Raw genomic sequence first — 15,442 nt, 5'->3', positions numbered from 1 at the left:
GCGGCCGGCTCGGCCGGACGGCGGGCAGGGCTGCTTCTCCTCCAGGAAGACCCGTCCCGTGCGTCAGGCGCCGATGGCCTCCAGCAGGAGGTGGAGGTCGCCAACGGCATCGGCGGTGGACATGGCTGCGACGGTCAGGAACGCGGCGGTCGCGGCGGTGAGGGCGCGATGGTGGCGAAGCGGCGGGGCGAGCAGAGCGGCCACGCGCCTGGGCACGGGCCCGGCGCCGGCGAGCGAGGAGGTGCCGCGGCCGAGGATGCCCAGAGAAGCCCACGCGGGTCGCGCGGGAGCATGGTGGGCGGCCAGGGCGGCCCTGCCGACCGTGTGCGCCACCCGCCTGCGGTCACCGGTGCCGGCGACCGCGTTCTCGTCGGCCCAGCGTTCGATCGTGTAGGTCACGGCAGTGGCGAGAGGGCGCAGGAAGGGGTTGGCGGCGGCGCCGAGCTGGGCGAGTGCGACGAAGGCGTAGTGATGGGCCGACAGGTGGGCACGCTCGTGAGCGAGCAGGATGTCGCGCTCGGAGACGTCCAAAGTCCGCAGCATGCCGGTGGAGACCACCACGCGGCCGGGCAGGCCGGGGATCGCGAAAGCGTCGGGGACCTCGTCGTCGACCACGACCAGGCCGTCCTGGGTGGGCATGCACGCGGCCTCCGCAACGGCGGCGGCCAACGATCGGGCGCGGTGCCAGAGCATACGGGCGGCCATCACGACGGCGGCGCCCAACAGGAGGCCGGCGATCAGCGCCACGGACACTTCGGCAGGATCGTTGTGCTGTGCGGCGCCGACCGACCAGTGACCGAGGCTCGCCAGCACGGGGATCCGGACCAGGCCGGTGATCGCCAGCAGGCCCAGCGAAACGGTGCTGGCCGCCCCCAGGACCACGCAGACGGCGGTGAGCAGCCAGGTCGCCAGGCGCGGATCACAGCGATCCGACAGCGGCCGGGCCCCGAGGGGGGCGAACAGGGACAGGAGCAGCGGCAGGTAGACGGCGATGCGCATCCGGGCGGCCCTCTACGGATTCTGGTCGGGGCCGAGCAACTGACGCAGAAGCTCCGCGTCGGCGGTCGACAGGCCGTCGGCGAAACGGGCGAGCACGGCCTCGCGGTCGGGCCGCTCCTCCAGGACGGAACGCATACGGCGAGCGGCGAAGCCGGGCTCGTCGGTCACGGGAGCGTAGGCGAAGGCCCGGCCGCGCTGCGTGCGAGTGAGCAGGTTCTTGGCATACATGCGGGTAAGGATCGTCACCACGCTGCTGTAGGCCAGCTCACCTCCCAGGCGCTCGGAGACCTCGCCAGGGGTCAGCGCGCCGTCGGTGCGCTGCAGCACACCGAGGATTTCCGCCTCGCGTTCGCCGTTTGCCCGCTTGGGGCCCCGGCCCTGGATAGGGGCGCTCATGACGTTTGCTCGTCCTCCTCGCATCTCCTGCAGTCGTGCAATACCTCTACGGCGGTGTAAACGCCGCTGCCTCCTGAGTGTGCCATGCGCCCGTCCCCGGCCGTCCAGCCCCCTGGCCCGCGCACGGCAGAAAGGCTTGCTGGTGCTCCTTGCCTTCGAACGGGGCGCCGGCCGAGGGCGCTGATCGGCTGGGCCGGGGTCACGCGCGGGACCGGGGGAGCGCACTCCGTTTCGGCCGGCACGGTGGCCCTTCAGACCGTGGTGAGCGGTGATTCGTCACGGCGTAGCCGGCCCACAGCCCGCCGACCACCCAGCCGATCCCCCGCAGCGCACGGCGTCGCCGTCCACTGGGGTCCACGAACACGGGCCGGTCCGTGTCATCGGGTGTATACCTCTGCACCGCTGTGGCCCTTTCCGTGCGGGAGCACGCCTGGGTTCGCGGAAGGGGACATGCGTGAGCGGCGGTTCGCCGAATGGCGGAACACGAACCCCCGCCGGTGGCTCACCTGAGTGCTCTTGGAGCGGTGAATCCACCGGACCCTTGGCCAGATGTGTGCGTCCGGTGAACTATGCGTGGGTGAACGGTGGTGCGCTGTCCGACCTGCCCGTTCCTGGCCCCCGCCAGGCATCCGGGACGGCATCGCCAACGCCCGCCGGGACCGAACCCGCAACGGCGCGCCCGCGCCGGGAGGGGAGGCGGCCGCGCCGTACCAGGGTGAGTCGACGCCGCCCTCTCACCTGCCCCGCTACACGCGCGCGGCGGCCGATTCCGGTTCGGGGGCCGACTCGTGCGCACGCTGGACGTCCGTCTTGGTCACCGCCAGGTAGGCGACCACCAGGGCGATCAGGGCGAGCAGCACCAGAGTCACCGGCCCGTCGCCGAGGCCGAGGCCTCCGACGGAGCGGGGCTTGCCCAAGCCGTCGGCGATCGATGCGCCGAGCGGACGGGTGATCACGTAGGCCGCCCAGAAGCAGAACACCGGATTCCAGCGCAGCCAGCGGTATCCCACGGCCGGAACGAGGATCAGCACCGCGAAAACGGCCGCGGAGGTGAAGTAGCCCAGGTGCAGGGTGAAGGCGGTGAAGTCGCCCAGAGCGGTGCCCATGGCGAAGGTGGCGATGACCGTCGCCCAGTAGAACGCCTCACGGCGGGGGGAGTCGATGGTGTGAATCGACAGTGTGCCCTCGGTTCGCCGCCACAGCCAGAACACGGCAAGGAGCAGCACTCCGTACAGCACGCTGGAGAGGGCGTAGGGCACGCCGAGGGCGACGTGCATCACGTCGGCCGCCATCGTCCCGAAGATGCCGACCATGGCGACGGCGAACCAGTACGTCCACGCCCGATAGCGGGCCTGGCGGAACTGGATCACCAGCGCGACGAGAAAGCCGGCGAATCCGAGCACCACTGCGAGTTCCGGCGCCATGGCCTGGACGAGATAGTCCGAGGCGCCCTCGCCCAGCGCGGTGGACAACCCCTTTCCGACCCAGAAAGCGGTAACGATCGCGGGAACGCGAACCGCGCCTTGGAAGGCGTTTTCGGCGGAGCCGCCCGAATGGGCATGGCGTGCTGTCGACATCACGTGGGCAGCCTACGGATCAAGGTCACGCTTGTCTACACGGGTGTAGATGGTCTAGCGTTCCGCGGACGAGAGGGGCGCCCCTCCGTGCCGTTGACCGTTGTACGTGAAGGGTTCCATGACGACCACGACGACGCCCGGGAACCTTCGGACGCCCGCCCGGGAGCTGCTGAACAAAGTTCCCGAGGTCACCATCTGGTTCTGGGTGATCAAGATTCTCTGCACCACCGTCGGCGAGAGTTTCGCCGACTGGATCAACATGAACCTCGGTGTCGGTCTGATCAACACCGCATTGATCTTCACCGCCGTTCTGGCCGGCGTCCTGGGCTGGCAGCTCAGCACCAAACGCTACATCCCGTTCGTGTACTGGCTCACCGTGGTGGTGGTGAGTGTGACCGGCACTCTCTACACCGACATCCTCACCGACAGCCAGGGCGTCCCCCTCGCGCTGAGCAGTAGCGTGTTCGCCTGCATCCTCGCTCTGGTCTTCGGGATCTGGTACGCCCGCGAGCGGACCCTGTCGGTCCACAGCATCACCACCCGTCCCCGTGAACTGTTCTACTGGCTCGCGGTCCTGGTCACCTTCGCCCTCGGTACCGCGACCGGCGACTGGACCCTGGAGCTGACCGGCTGGACCCCGGACGTCTCCGTGCTGCTCCCGCTCGGGTTGATCGTCTCGATCGTCTTCGCCTGGCGCCTCGGTGCGAACGCGGTGCTCTCCTTCTGGCTGGCCTACATCCTCACCCGCCCGCTCGGCGCCAATCTCGGTGACTGGCTGGGCTCGCCCAGCGGCGATGGCGGACTGGGCCTCGGTACCGCCGTGACCAGCGTGATCTTCCTGGCCGCGATCCTCGCTACCGTTCTGTACCTCACGTTCAGCCGCCGCGACGTCATCGAGACATCCGATCCGACCCCGCAGGCGGCGAACCCGGCGCGTGAGCGGATCATGCTCGGTTACTACGCCGTCGTAGCGGTCGCGGCTACGGCGCTGCTCGTCTGGGCGCACCAGCAGCCCCACGCGGCGGCGGCCGGCGAGGACGGCGCTCCGGCGCCCACGACCGTCCATCTCACCCCGAAGCAGGCGACGTCGTCGTTTCCGTCGGCCGAGATCGCGAAATTCCGCACGGTCGCATCCGACACTTTGGCGAAGCTCAACTCGGGTGATCAGGCGGCCGCGACGACCCGGGTGACCGACCTCGAGACCGCGTGGGACGACGACCAGCCCACCCTCGAGCCCAAGAACGAGCAGGCTTGGGGCTTCCTCGACAGCGAAATCGACCAGGTCCTGACCGCGCTCCGCGCTCCGAGCCCGGACAACGACACCGAAGTCAAGGCGCTCGACACCCTCCTCGCCTCGCTCAGCTGACCGAGCACACTGGCAGACCGCCCGGGGCCGGCACCCGGCCCCCGGGCTGGGTGCCGTCAACACCGTTGCCTCGGGCGGGTGTCGTCGGTTCGCCGGACGGATCGCCTTGATCAGGCCCAGATCGCCTGGGCGAGGGTGGCCCCTATGAACGCGGCCCCGAGGCCGGCGACCACGCTGGCGACGACATTGGCGGCAGCGAAGAACTTCGCCCCGGTCTCGGCCAGGCGCAGCGTCTCGTAGGAGAAGGTCGAGTAGGTGGTGAGCGCTCCGCAGAATCCGGTGCCGACGAGCAGTTGTACGGAATGGGAGGCGGCACCGTAGGTGACCGCGCCGGTGAGTGTGCCCAGGATCAGGCAGCCGACGACGTTGACGGTGAATGTGCCCCACGGGAAGACGGTGTCGTGCCGGGCCTGGACGGCGCGGTCCGTGAGATATCTCAGTGGTGCTCCCACCATCGCTCCTGCGATGACCAGTGCCCAGTTCACGAGGGGTTCTCCCGTCCGACGTATCGGAAGACCTCGACCTCGTCGAGGGTCACCAGGCCTTCGGTGACGAGTTCGTCGAGCTGAGGCAGGAACGTGCGGATGCGTTCTTGGTGGTCGACGATGACGATGGCCACGGGCAGGTTCTCGTTCATGGAGAGCAACCGGGCGGTGTGGATCAGCGAGGAGGCTCCGAAGCCTTCGACACCGTGGAAGACGCTGGCTCCTGCCAGGCCGGCATGGTGCGCCCGGTGGACGATCTCTGTGCAGAGCGGCTTGTGGTGCCAGGTGTCGTTGTCGCCGATCAGGATCGTCAACCGAATCGCGGTGCCGTGCAGCCGTGTCATGTCTGCCTCCTTGCGATCAGGTGGCGTGTCGCGGTTGCCGCGCTCCACACCGCGGCGAGGGCGATGAGCGGGGTTGCGGCCAGGTAGGCCAGTGCGGTCGCGGCGTGGCCGTCCTGGATCAGGGTGTGGATGTCGACGGTGTAGGTGGAGAAGGTGGTGAAGCCACCCAGCACCCCAGTGCCGAAGAAGGGGCGCACGAGCCGATGCGCGGACCACAGTTCGGTGATGATCACCATGAAGATCCCGATCACGGCGCAGCCGACTGCGTTGACCGTGAGCGTGGTCCACGGGAAGGCGCCTGACGCGGTGGGCCACAACAAGCCGCCGCCGTAGCGGGCACAGGCCCCCAGTGCCCCGCCGATCGCGACCACGCCCACCACGGGCCCTTGTCCCCGGACCTGTGAGGCCTGTGGCGCGGGAGACGACTGCCGGCTGTCAGGGTCTATGGGCTCGGCCATGAGCGGGAAGGGTTCTGGCGAGGTCATACGTCTCCTACTCGTGCGGCGCCATCTTCCGGGCGCGGACCGTCACAAGTAGGGACCGTTGGCGGCATCCTCACCGCGGTTCGGGTACGGCGGGCCCCACCGCCGCGCGGCGGTCGCGAGGACCACCACTGCCTTCAGCCTACTCCGGTGCGGCGCGCGCCTCGCGGCTGGGGCGTCCCGGGACCGTCGGCTGCTGTACGGCGCGGATCCCGTCCGGTGCCACCAGGAGGTGATGTGTGGAGGGCCTTCGGGTCGATGGTCACCTCTGCGGTGCCGACGCCGATGCGCGGTTCCAGGCACGCGGCCTGGGACTCCTCGCCGACGAGGTGGTGCAGGACCTTGGCGCGCCGGTGCTCGGCCGGGCGCTGGGCCTGAGTGGCAGGGAACCCCGTGGGAGGCGGCCCGCACAGTGAAGCGGATGGCGGCGAGTGGCCACGGGGCGACCGTGCCGGGAGGCGGTTGAGCGGGGACCGGTGCGGAGCCGCGGCCTTGGGGCACCGCCTGTTCGCGTTCAGTCGATACAGAACTCGTTGCCCTCGATGTCGAGCATCGGGATGCACATCATCGCCGTCATACAGCGTTCGCACGTGTACCGCGCCGAGCGGGACCAGTCGTGCGCATTCCGCCTCTGTGCGGCAAGGCGCTCCTCGCCCACGAGCCCGGTACCGACCCGCACATCGAGATGCAGCCGGTTCTTGGCAGCCTTTCCTTCGGGGACGCGCTGGAAGTACAGTCGCGGGCCCACACCCGAGGGATCACTGCAGGCGAACCGTGAATCCCGCTGCTCAGATGACTGCGAGCGCTTGAAGTCGTCCCAAGTGGCGAACCCCGCCGGTGGGGGCGGTACGACGTACCCCAACACCTCGCACCAGAAACGAGCGAGGCGCTCAGGTTCCGCGCAGTCAAAGGTGACGTGAAACTTCTTGATCGCCGACATCGGCGCACCCTGCCAGGGGGCTTCTGCCGCACCTGGCGGCTGAGCCCATGGTCCCCCAGCATCCCGTCCTGACCAACCACCCTCATGCGACTGAACAGTTGAGGGACAGCCCTTGGGGCTTGCTAAGAATCACCTTGGTGCTCCGAGGATGAGCCCCTCGACCAACTTGTCGTCAAATGTGCAGCGCTGTTCCTGGATTTGGCGGGCGGTACCGGCAGCTGGCCATGGGTGCACGACGCCGGGTCGGCGTTGCCTGGGCGCCGCGGGTGGGCTTCCGAAGCGGCCGGAGCGAGGGCGTCGCAGCCGATCCCGGAAGCCCGAACGAAACCCCTTGACGAATGGTCAAGAAGTGTTGACCATTGGAGGCATGCCTACCGACGATCGTCCCGAGACGTTCCACGTCACCACTGACGAGCAGCTACGCGCCGTTTCCAACCTCACGCGACACCGGATCATGGCCGTGCTCCGCTTCGAGCCCGCGACGATCACGCAGATCGCCGAGCGAGTCGGCCTCGCGAAGGGGAGTTCCAGCTACCACGTACGACTGCTCGAGCGGGCCGGCCTGGTGAAGGTGGTGCGGACGCGGAAGGTCCGGGGGGTCACCGAGCGGTACTACGCGATGGCCGCACGGGCGATCGTGCTGCCGGATCCGGGCGAGGGAGGGCCGGATGTGCTGATGCGGCATGCGGTGGCGGACCTGGAGGCAGCGCCGGTGGGAGGCGAGCGGCACGTACGGATGGCGCATCTGCGGCTCACCGAGGAGCAGTTCGCGGAGCTGGGGTCGCGGCTGCAGGCCCTGGCGGACGAGTACCGGGAGCTGTCCGATCCGTCACTGCCGGACGCGTCACTCCTCTTCGCACTGTTCCGTCCGACACAGCGCGAGCAGGCCGAAGGGGACGTCAAGTGACCTCAGAAGCCAAGAAGTTGCCGACCGGGTTCGGACGGCTGTGGACTGCGCAGACGGTGTCCTCGCTCGGCGACGGGGTGTCGCATGCCGCGTTGCCGCTGCTCGCGTTGACGTTGACGCGGGATCCGATGGCGCTCGCCGTCGTCACGGCCGCCGGAACGCTGCCGTGGCTGCTCTTCGGGGTGCTCGGCGGTGCGCTGGTGGATCGCTGGGACCGTCGGCGCACGATGTGGGTCACGGACGCGGCGCGTGCGGTGCTGCTCGTGATTCCGGCGGCAGCGGCCGCGCTCGACGTGCTGAGCATTCCCCTGCTCGCGGCCGTCGCCTTCCTGCTCGGCCTCGGCGGCCTCTTCTTCGACACGGCCGCCACGGCCTATCTGCCGGATCTGCTCGGCCGCGACCCCGCGCTCCTGGAGCGCGCCAACTCCCGCCTGCGCGGCACCCAGACCGCCGGGTCCGGCTTCGCGGGCCCGCCTGCGGGCAGTGCCCTGCTCGCGCTCGGGCGGGCGGTTCCGCTGCTCGCCGACGCGGTGTCGTTCGCGCTCTCCGCACTGCTCGTACGGTCGCTGCCTGCCGCATCCCGGCCCGTTCCGCAGGTCCGCGAGTCGCTGCTCCGGCAGGCGCGGGCCGGCGCCTCGTACGTATTCCGGGATCAGTTGCTGCTCGGGCTCGCGCTGCGTCCGGCGGTCGGGAACATCGCCTTCCTCGCCGTGGAGACCGTACTCGCCCTCTTCGCGCACGACCGGCTCGGCATCGGCGCCTTCGGCTTCGGCCTGCTCCTCACGGCGGAGGCCACCGGTGGTCTGCTCGGCGCGGGCGTCGCCTCCTTCCTCGGCCGACGACTTGGCACCGGCGCCGCGCTCACCTGCACGGCCGCAGTCGAGGGACTCGCCATCCTGGGCCTTGCCGTCGCCCCGAACCCGTACGTCGCCGGCCTCGCGCTTGCCGTCTGCGGAGCGGGCATGGGCGCCACGATGGTGCTCGGCCCCTCCCTCCGGCAAGCGATCGTCCCCGCACACCTGATGGGCCGGGTCGCCTCCACTTCCCGCATGCTCGCCATGTGCGCCGCCCCGTTCGGCGCCTTCCTCGGCGGCTGGCTGGCCACCACCTACGACGTACGCACCCCGCTCTACACCGCCGCCGGCCTCCTCCTCACCATGACCACCATCACCGCGACCATGACCAGCAACCGCCGGGTCGAGGCGGCGCTGCGTGCCGCCGCCCCGGCCGATGATCCGGATCACCCGGAGTCCCGGGACGCCGTTGAGGCGGGTGCCCGTTAGGGCTCCGCGGGGTCGTTGAGCCGGTGCTGGGCCCAGCCCGGCGTTCGTCGCCTCGGCCCCGGAGCCTCGGGCACCCGGCCTCCACACGATGCAACGAGTGGCCCAGCGAGCCGGGTACGCCGGCGTCGACCCCGGTCGCCCTCGACAGCCTCCGGATCCCGAAGGGGGCGCAGGCCTTGGCCTGGACCGCCGGCGGTGCGGGGAGAGGCGGGCGACGTCCTCGTTGCCTGGCTTGGATCCACGACCGGTTCACCTCCGGCCGAGGCTGCGCCGCCATACCGCAACAGGCATGGCGGCCCGGCGGGTGCCTCCGGTGCCGGTGTACAGGCTCGGTCGCACAGTCAGGTACGCCCGAACGTACCCACCCGGCTGCTCTCACGTGGCATTGAGGCCATCGACTGCAAGAAGCCGCTGTTGGTTGTAGGGCTGGTCGTCATGGTGGCCCGATCGGCGAGCCGTGGCGGACTGGCCAGGTGCATGCGCATTCGCATCGCGCCAGCGACCGGGTGGCAAGCCGTGTGCAGGCGGCATGGATGGTCCGCCGTGTCCTTCGGCGACGCGTTGGGGGACATCCCCGAGAAGGTGCGCCGCGGTCCGCCGGCCGCGGCACCCCCGACCGCGGCACCCCGGACACGCGTGGCGCGCCGGCGGCGAGCCCTGGCTCGGCGCGGATGCGCGGTCCGATCGCGTGTGGTCCGATGGACGCCCGGGTCGAGGGAGTACATCCCGGGACCGGCACCGTCCCTCGCGGGGCCGGCCGTGCACCGCGGGAGGTCCTGATGCGTGGAGGACTGCCCCCCGCTGCGGGCGGCCGAACGGAGCCGTGGTCCCGGTGAAGGAGGACATGCGCGCCTTGCTCGACCGGGTCGACAGCGCATCCCTGGTGGACGCCATGGGACGCGTCCACGGCCACCGCGCGGACATCTTCGACCTCGTCAGCCCCGACCCGGCCCGGGTCATGTTCGGCCCGGCGGTCACGGTCGCGTACCTCCCTTACCGCGACGATCTACCGGAGAAGGACCTCGGCTTCGCCACCATGTTCTACCGGGCCGTAGGCGACTCCCCGGAGGGCAAGGTCGTGGTGCTGTCCAGTGGCGGGCACCCCCACTCCTCCCATGCCGGCGGCACCAAGCTGTCGCGGCTGCACAACCACCGCGTGGCGGGGGTGCTCGCCGACGGCCGGCTCCGCGACTTCGCCGAGCTCGCCGGCTACGGGTTCGCCACGTGGTGCCGCGGGCAGGCCACCCGCTGGGGCGGAGACACCGTGATGCCGTTCGCGGCCAACACCGCTGTCGAGATCGGCGGCGTGTGCGTCATGCCGGGCGACTACGTCTACGCCGACTTTGCCGGCGCCGTCGTCATCCCCGCGGGCAGCGTGCGGCATGTGCTGGAGGAGGCGGTCCGCATCGAAGGCGAGGACGACCGTACCGCCGAGCTGATCCGCACCGAGGACCCCGCCCGGCTGCGCAGCGGCGAGCAGACCGCGACCGAGACGTAGCCCAGGGGCCGGCCGAGCGAGATGGCCGGCTCCCGGGCCCCGTACGACGGCAGCGGTCGGCCCGCTGCCGAATGGCTCACCGCCCGCGCGTCGCGGTGCGATCGGCCGGCGGACCGGGAGGGCGGACGTCATTGTGGCAGGGAGATCGCCGGCCACGCGGCGGGCGCCGCGCACGGCCCGGTGACGGACACCCAGGAGAGCCCACGTGACCGGTCAGCCGGAATCAGCCGACACCCCGCCTGCCCGTTACGGCGACCTGAAGGCCCTGATGGTCAACTGCACGCTGAAGCGGTCGCCGGAGGTCAGCAACAGCCAGGGCCTGGTCGACCGGAGCGCGGGCATCCTGACCGCACAGGGCGTCGACGTGGACATCGTCAGGGCGATCGACCACGACATCGCCACCGGCACCTGGCCGGACATGACCGAGCACGGCTGGGACAGTGACGCGTGGCCCGAGCTGTACAGGCGGGTCCTGCGGGCGGACATCGTCGTGCTGGCCGGTCCCATCTGGCTGGGCGACAACAGCTCGGTGATGAAGCGGGTCATCGAGCGGCTGTACGCATGCTCCAGCCTGCTGAACGCCGCCGGCCAGTACTCGTACTACGGGCGTGTGGGTGGCTGCCTGATCACCGGCAACGAGGACGGGGCGAAGCACTGCGCGATGAACGTCCTCTACAGCCTTCAGCACCTCGGTTTCACCATCCCCCCGCAGGCCGACGCCGGATGGGTCGGCGAGGCCGGGCCGGGGCCCTCCTACCTCGACGCCGGGTCGGGCGGGCCGGAGAACGACTTCACCAACCGCAACCTCACCTTCATGACCTGGAACCTGCTGCACCTGGCCAGGGCTCTGAAGGACCTCGGCGGCATCCCCGCCTACGGCAACCAGCGCACCGCCTGGGACGCAGGCTGCCGCAGCGGGAACAGCAACCCCGAGCACCGCTGACCGCTCGCCCTTGGTGGCGAACTCGCGATGGTCCGAACGGGGCCGGCCACCCCCCGCCTGCCGGAGGCGCCTCCACAGTTCCCTTCACGCGTCCCTGACCCGTCGCGTGAGGGCCTTGATCTCGTCGGCGGCGCGTTCGTCGTCCCCACCGGCCGTGTGGATGATGCGGCCGAAGAGGACGGCCTCGCGCGGGCGAAGGGGAGGTCCGACTCGGGCGTTCGTGACTGCCGATGGGGCCGGAGCCGTGAATGGCGCGGGCGTTGTCGTTGCGGGCTTTACCTTCGGCGCGGAGCCGGCGGACCCGCTCGCGGTTTTCGCCGGTGACGGGACGTCCGGTGGTCATGGTCACCTCCGGAAATGACGAACGGCCCCCGGGATGAGGCCGTTCGAGTCGTATGAGTCCGGGCACGCGGGAAAAGCAGGGCGGCGATATGAAGCGGGGCGGCCGGCCCTCCGTGAGGAGTGCCGACCGCCCCTGATTCAGAGCGCGGTTCAGGGCGTCAGCCGCGGTCCGCCTCGGAAACCAGCAGGTTGACCTTGCTCGTGATGCCGCCCGTGGTCACCGAGATCGTCGTGATGCCGGGCTTGACCGCCGTCACCGCCCCCGTCACCGGGTCGATCCTGGCGACCTTCTTGTTGGAGGTCGCCCAGACGTGGGACATCGGGTCGGCCACCGGCATCGTCGGCGGGTCGTTGATGTCGTTGCCGTTGGCGTTCACAGCGGTCGCCGTGTACTGCTTCGCCTGACCCGCCACCATGGTGTCGGTGCGCGGAGCGGCCGCGTCGGAGCCGGCGGTGCCCTGGTCGATGGTCAGCGACTTGAGCATGGCCTGGACCGAATACTGGACCGATCCGTCCTGGTTGACGTGGAACAGCGCGAAGTGGAAGAGGCCTCCCTTGTCGGCGGCCACGTACGGACGCGTGCCGATGTCGGCGATCGTGAACTGCGGGATGCCCAGCTTCGCGTCCGCCGGGTTGCCCAGCGGGTCGATGAGCTGGTCGGCGAAGCCGCGCGAGTGGCCGTACATCAGCACCACGCGCTGCTTCGGGTGAGAGAGCCGGTAGTCCTGGATCAGCTGGAGGTACTGCTGCGCCTCCCAGCGGCTGGAGAACTGGTTCGACTTGTTCGGCGCGTGGTCGTAGGCGGGCATGTGCACACCGATGAACACCACCGGGGTGGTCGCCTTCTCCAACTGCTGCGCCAGCCACGGGTACTGCGGCTCCGCGGGCTGCTGGAACTTGTCGGAGGCCGCGATCGAGCCGCTGGAGTTGTCCAGGCCGATGAAGGTCGCCTGGCCCTGCTGGAACGTGAAGTGCGTGTTCTGCTGGAAGACGTCGGAGAAGTTGGTGTTCTGTGGGATGGCGCCCTGGCTCACCTCGTGGTTGCCGACCACGTCGTACAACGGAAGGCCGAACTGCTGCCATTGGGCCTTCGCGTAGGCGAGGTCGTCCTTGTTGCCGGTGTCGGCGATGTCGCCGAGGCTCAGCGCGACGTCCGGACGGGCCTGCGTCGGCAGCGGTTCGACGGTCTGACCGGACGCGGTCTGGAACGACTTGCCGGTCGTACGGCTGACCATGCCGGCGATGTTCTTGACGCTCGTCGAGTCGGGGTTGGCCGCCACCAGGTGGCCGTCGTCGCCGATGATGAACGTCTGTCCGCCGGGCCGGAAGTCGGCCGGGTCCTCGGTGTACTCGAGCCAGGACGGGTTGTTCGGGTTGATCGCCTGGTAGGGCGTGTCCTGCGCCGGCGTGCCGACCGAGTACTGGAGCTTCATCCCCGCGAAGGTGAACTTGCCGACGTTGGCGCCGGTCGCGTTCTGGCCCACCAGGCTGATGTCCTGGATGGTCAGCGGATAGGAGGTGAAGACACCCCAGACCAGCTTCGCGCTTCGCTCGTTCCACCGGTTGTAGTCGCTCGGGGCCAGTTCGAGCCAGAGCCCCATCAGGTGTCCTTCGGCGTCGGAGACGTTGAGGACCATCCATGACTTCTGCGGGGCGGCGCTTTCGACCTTGAACTGGAAGCGCAGGTTCTGCGGCACCTGGCCGAGCTCGTTCTTGTCGGCCTTGGCACCGGCGCCGTTGTTCGGGATCACCCGTACCCGGTGCTGCTTGGTGTCGTTCGGGAACGAGTACGCCACCTGCAGCGCCCGCGCCTGGCCAGAGCCCGGCGGCACGTCGGTGGTCTCGGCGAAGCGGTCGGCGGGCACCGTGACGGCGCCACCGTCCGCGCGCATCTGCCACTCCGCGGCGTTGTCGGCCGTGAGCAGCGGCTTGATGACCGAGCCGATGCTCAGCACTGCGGTCGCCGTGCGGCCGCCCGCGGCGGCGGTGAGGCGGACCTCGCCACTGCCCGTGGAGGCCGCGGTGAACACGCCGGTGGCCGGGTCGATCTTGCCCAGGTCGCTACGGTCGAGTGTCCAGGTCACCGACTCCGGTGCGACGGTGACCGCCGCGGACTTGGCGTTCATGCCCTGCGCCGCGAACTTCTGGGAGGCGTTGTTGGCCAGGCCCAGCTGTGCGGGGGTAACGCTCAGCTGGTCGAACGCCGGCGCCACCGTCAGCTCGATGTCGTCGGTCTTGCGACCCGAGTGCACGGTCAGCGTGCCGGAACCGGCCGAGCCGGCCTTGAAGACGCCGTTCGCCCAGGTGCCCAGGCTGCTGGGCTCGGCCGTGACGTAGACCGGGTCGGTGCTGGGGTTCCCGTCGCTGTCCGTCGCGAACGCCTTCACCTTGGAGACGACGCCCTCGGCCGTCGACAGATCGGCGCCACCGTTGATGAACGCCCTCTTCGCCGGTCCGGCCGCGGTCGCGGTCGAGTAGACGAACAGGCCGTTGCCGACGGGCCGCTCGGAGAGGTCGGAGGGCGTGTTGGCCAGCGTGGCCTGAGTGTCGCCGGGCTGGCGCACCGCCATCGCGGTCGACCCGCCGCCGTCGAGCAGGACCGCGTCCCGCACGCCGAGCGACTGCATGTAGGAGGCCACCTGCTGCCATCCCACGCCGAGCGCGACGTTGGCCGCCTTCTGGCCGTCGAGCGTCGCCATGACCAGGTGCCCGTCGGCGGTGCTGCCGATCACCGACTCCGGGTGCAGGCCGCTGGGCATCTGGTTGACGGGGTCCTGGAACACCGCGCCGTCCTTGAGGATGCGGCCCGGGCCCTGGATCATTTCCTGGATGTCGTTGTTCGGGCTGATCCGGTGCGTCGTGGTCACGACCGAGCCGACCTTGACGTGCTGCTGGATCCACTGGCCGCTCGCGTCGGCTGCGTCCCCGCCGACCAGGCCGTACTGCTTGCCCGAGATCGAGTCACCGGTGGTCACGCCCGTGATCCGGATCGTCGCGCCGTGGTCGTCGGAGGTGCCGAGCGCGATGACCTTGGTGCCGCCGAACCAGGTCTTCGCAACGTCGCCCAACCGCGGCGTGATCTGCGTGAGGCCGTCGCCGGTCGCGTCGGACAACCGGTTCACGGAGGTGAGCGGACGGCTCGCGCCGCCGTCGACGGCGACAGAGCCGCTGAAGACCTGGTCCCCGTACGCGACGGAGCCGTTCCGCAGCACCGAGATCGTGCCCTCGTGGTTCGACGTCGGGCTCTTCCAGATCTCACCGCCGACGATTTCGCCGTCGTTCGCCTGGCCGGACGCGTTGATCTGGAAATATCCGCCGTTGATCCCGGCCACGGCTCCGGTACGAACCGCCATCGACGTGGTCGTCTCGTCCTGCGGGTCGACCACGGCGTCGTGCGAGACCACCACGCCGAGCCGCACGTTCTTCTGCCGGGTGTCGGCGGACACGACGTTGACCGGCACCCGGCCGTCGATCGCGTCGATCGCGCCGCTCGAGTAGGTGACCCCGTCCGTCACCGGCGCCGGCTTGGTCATGGTCTGCTGGGTGATCGTCGACCAGGCGTCGAGCTGCTGGGGGAGCCACGGCGTGTCGCCGGCGGCGGAGGCGAAGGAAGCGGCCGGCGTGAACGTGCCTGTCAGGGCCAGTGCGAGTGCGGCGACGCCGGTCGCCGTTGTCCCGCGACGGCTCACGAATCGCCCCCGTGAGCCGGTGCGTCGTGTTATCAAACTGAACATGATCGCCAGCGAACTCACAGGAACTGAATGCGGCGGCTCGTCCTGCTGAGGAAAGATCATCCGCCGGATGAACGTTGCGCCACGTTCGTGGTCCGTCATCCTTCGCGGCTTCTCAATCACGCGACACGGCCCCAGAGCTGTGGGAA

General features: G+C 69.9%; 13 protein-coding genes. 5 read left to right on the top strand and 8 right to left on the bottom strand.

Annotated features, from left to right (window positions below):
* Nucleotides 1-63 precede the first annotated feature (63 nt).
* From RV983_RS01830 to RV983_RS01820, 3 genes are all read right to left on the bottom strand, one after another.
* Entirely contained in the window at nucleotides 64-999 is a 936-nt protein-coding gene (locus tag RV983_RS01830; protein ID WP_475983974.1) for a M56 family metallopeptidase, read from the bottom strand.
* A 12-nt stretch (nucleotides 1,000-1,011) separates the two neighbouring features.
* Nucleotides 1,012-1,395, bottom strand: a complete 384-nt coding sequence (locus tag RV983_RS01825; protein WP_475983973.1) for a BlaI/MecI/CopY family transcriptional regulator — start codon at nucleotides 1,393-1,395, stop codon at nucleotides 1,012-1,014.
* 746 nt (nucleotides 1,396-2,141) lie between these two features.
* Complete coding sequence (locus RV983_RS01820) at nucleotides 2,142-2,867, bottom strand: COG4705 family protein (protein ID WP_475983972.1); 726 nt, start codon at nucleotides 2,865-2,867, stop codon at nucleotides 2,142-2,144.
* Between the two features lie 223 nt (nucleotides 2,868-3,090).
* Between RV983_RS01820 and RV983_RS01815 the strand changes: the two genes are divergently transcribed.
* Nucleotides 3,091-4,338 carry a COG4705 family protein gene (locus tag RV983_RS01815; RefSeq protein WP_475983971.1) on the top strand — a complete coding sequence of 416 codons (1,248 nt, stop codon included), beginning with the start codon at nucleotides 3,091-3,093 and terminating at the stop codon, nucleotides 4,336-4,338.
* Between the two features lie 110 nt (nucleotides 4,339-4,448).
* Here RV983_RS01815 and crcB (RV983_RS01810) read toward each other — a convergent pair whose 3' ends face one another.
* The 4 genes from crcB (RV983_RS01810) to RV983_RS01795 form a co-directional block, all read right to left on the bottom strand.
* Nucleotides 4,449-4,823: a fluoride efflux transporter CrcB gene (gene crcB / locus RV983_RS01810; protein WP_475983970.1), complete on the bottom strand. Its 375-nt coding sequence runs from the start codon at nucleotides 4,821-4,823 to the stop codon at nucleotides 4,449-4,451.
* Nucleotides 4,820-5,167, bottom strand: coding sequence for a DUF190 domain-containing protein (locus tag RV983_RS01805; RefSeq protein WP_475983969.1), 348 nt, complete (start codon nucleotides 5,165-5,167; stop codon nucleotides 4,820-4,822). Before RV983_RS01805 ends, crcB (RV983_RS01810) begins: the two co-directional genes overlap by 4 nt.
* The gene (crcB, locus tag RV983_RS01800; RefSeq protein ID WP_475983968.1) at nucleotides 5,164-5,652 is read right to left on the bottom strand and encodes a fluoride efflux transporter CrcB; all 489 of its coding nucleotides are present in this window, start codon (nucleotides 5,650-5,652) and stop codon (nucleotides 5,164-5,166) included. The genes RV983_RS01805 and crcB (RV983_RS01800) overlap by 4 nt, the downstream gene beginning before the upstream one ends.
* Nucleotides 5,653-6,163: 511 nt before the next feature.
* Nucleotides 6,164-6,589, bottom strand: a complete 426-nt coding sequence (locus RV983_RS01795) for a VOC family protein (RefSeq protein ID WP_475983967.1) — start codon at nucleotides 6,587-6,589, stop codon at nucleotides 6,164-6,166.
* Between the two features lie 367 nt (nucleotides 6,590-6,956).
* Here RV983_RS01795 and RV983_RS01790 point away from each other — a divergent pair, with 367 nt between their 5' ends.
* The 4 genes from RV983_RS01790 (at nucleotide 6,957) to RV983_RS01775 (ending at nucleotide 11,220) form a co-directional block, all read left to right on the top strand.
* A complete protein-coding gene (locus RV983_RS01790) occupies nucleotides 6,957-7,496 on the top strand; it encodes an ArsR/SmtB family transcription factor (RefSeq protein WP_475983966.1) in 540 nt (179 codons plus the stop codon).
* On the top strand, nucleotides 7,493-8,779 hold the full coding sequence (locus RV983_RS01785) for an MFS transporter (protein WP_475983965.1): 1,287 nt from the start codon (nucleotides 7,493-7,495) through the stop codon (nucleotides 8,777-8,779). Before RV983_RS01790 ends, RV983_RS01785 begins: the two co-directional genes overlap by 4 nt.
* Nucleotides 8,780-9,623: 844 nt before the next feature.
* Nucleotides 9,624-10,277: an RraA family protein gene (locus tag RV983_RS01780; RefSeq protein WP_475983964.1), complete on the top strand. Its 654-nt coding sequence runs from the start codon at nucleotides 9,624-9,626 to the stop codon at nucleotides 10,275-10,277.
* Between the two features lie 268 nt (nucleotides 10,278-10,545).
* On the top strand, nucleotides 10,546-11,220 hold the full coding sequence (locus tag RV983_RS01775; protein WP_475990196.1) for a flavodoxin family protein: 675 nt from the start codon (nucleotides 10,546-10,548) through the stop codon (nucleotides 11,218-11,220).
* A 500-nt stretch (nucleotides 11,221-11,720) separates the two neighbouring features.
* Here the strand turns inward: RV983_RS01775 and RV983_RS01770 are convergent, their stop codons facing one another.
* Nucleotides 11,721-15,251, bottom strand: a complete 3,531-nt coding sequence (locus RV983_RS01770) for a phosphodiester glycosidase family protein (protein ID WP_475983963.1) — start codon at nucleotides 15,249-15,251, stop codon at nucleotides 11,721-11,723.
* Nucleotides 15,252-15,442 lie beyond the last annotated feature (191 nt).

The sequence above is a fragment of the Streptomyces sp. RLA123 genome (genome assembly GCF_056270165.1).
The sequence above is the reverse complement of the archived record's forward strand: the minus strand, read 5'-3'. Positions and strand labels throughout refer to the sequence as shown.

Coding starts and splice junctions, on each gene's coding strand:
- RV983_RS01825 (WP_475983973.1), bottom strand. CDS start 1,395: ATGAGCGCCCCTATCCAGGGCCGGGGCCCCAAGCGGGCAAACGGCGAA.
- RV983_RS01780 (WP_475983964.1), top strand. CDS start 9,624: ATGCGCGCCTTGCTCGACCGGGTCGACAGCGCATCCCTGGTGGACGCC.
- crcB (WP_475983968.1), bottom strand. CDS start 5,652: ATGACCTCGCCAGAACCCTTCCCGCTCATGGCCGAGCCCATAGACCCT.
- RV983_RS01805 (WP_475983969.1), bottom strand. CDS start 5,167: ATGACACGGCTGCACGGCACCGCGATTCGGTTGACGATCCTGATCGGC.
- RV983_RS01830 (WP_475983974.1), bottom strand. CDS start 999: ATGCGCATCGCCGTCTACCTGCCGCTGCTCCTGTCCCTGTTCGCCCCC.
- RV983_RS01815 (WP_475983971.1), top strand. CDS start 3,091: ATGACGACCACGACGACGCCCGGGAACCTTCGGACGCCCGCCCGGGAG.
- RV983_RS01775 (WP_475990196.1), top strand. CDS start 10,546: ATGGTCAACTGCACGCTGAAGCGGTCGCCGGAGGTCAGCAACAGCCAG.
- RV983_RS01795 (WP_475983967.1), bottom strand. CDS start 6,589: ATGTCGGCGATCAAGAAGTTTCACGTCACCTTTGACTGCGCGGAACCT.
- RV983_RS01790 (WP_475983966.1), top strand. CDS start 6,957: ATGCCTACCGACGATCGTCCCGAGACGTTCCACGTCACCACTGACGAG.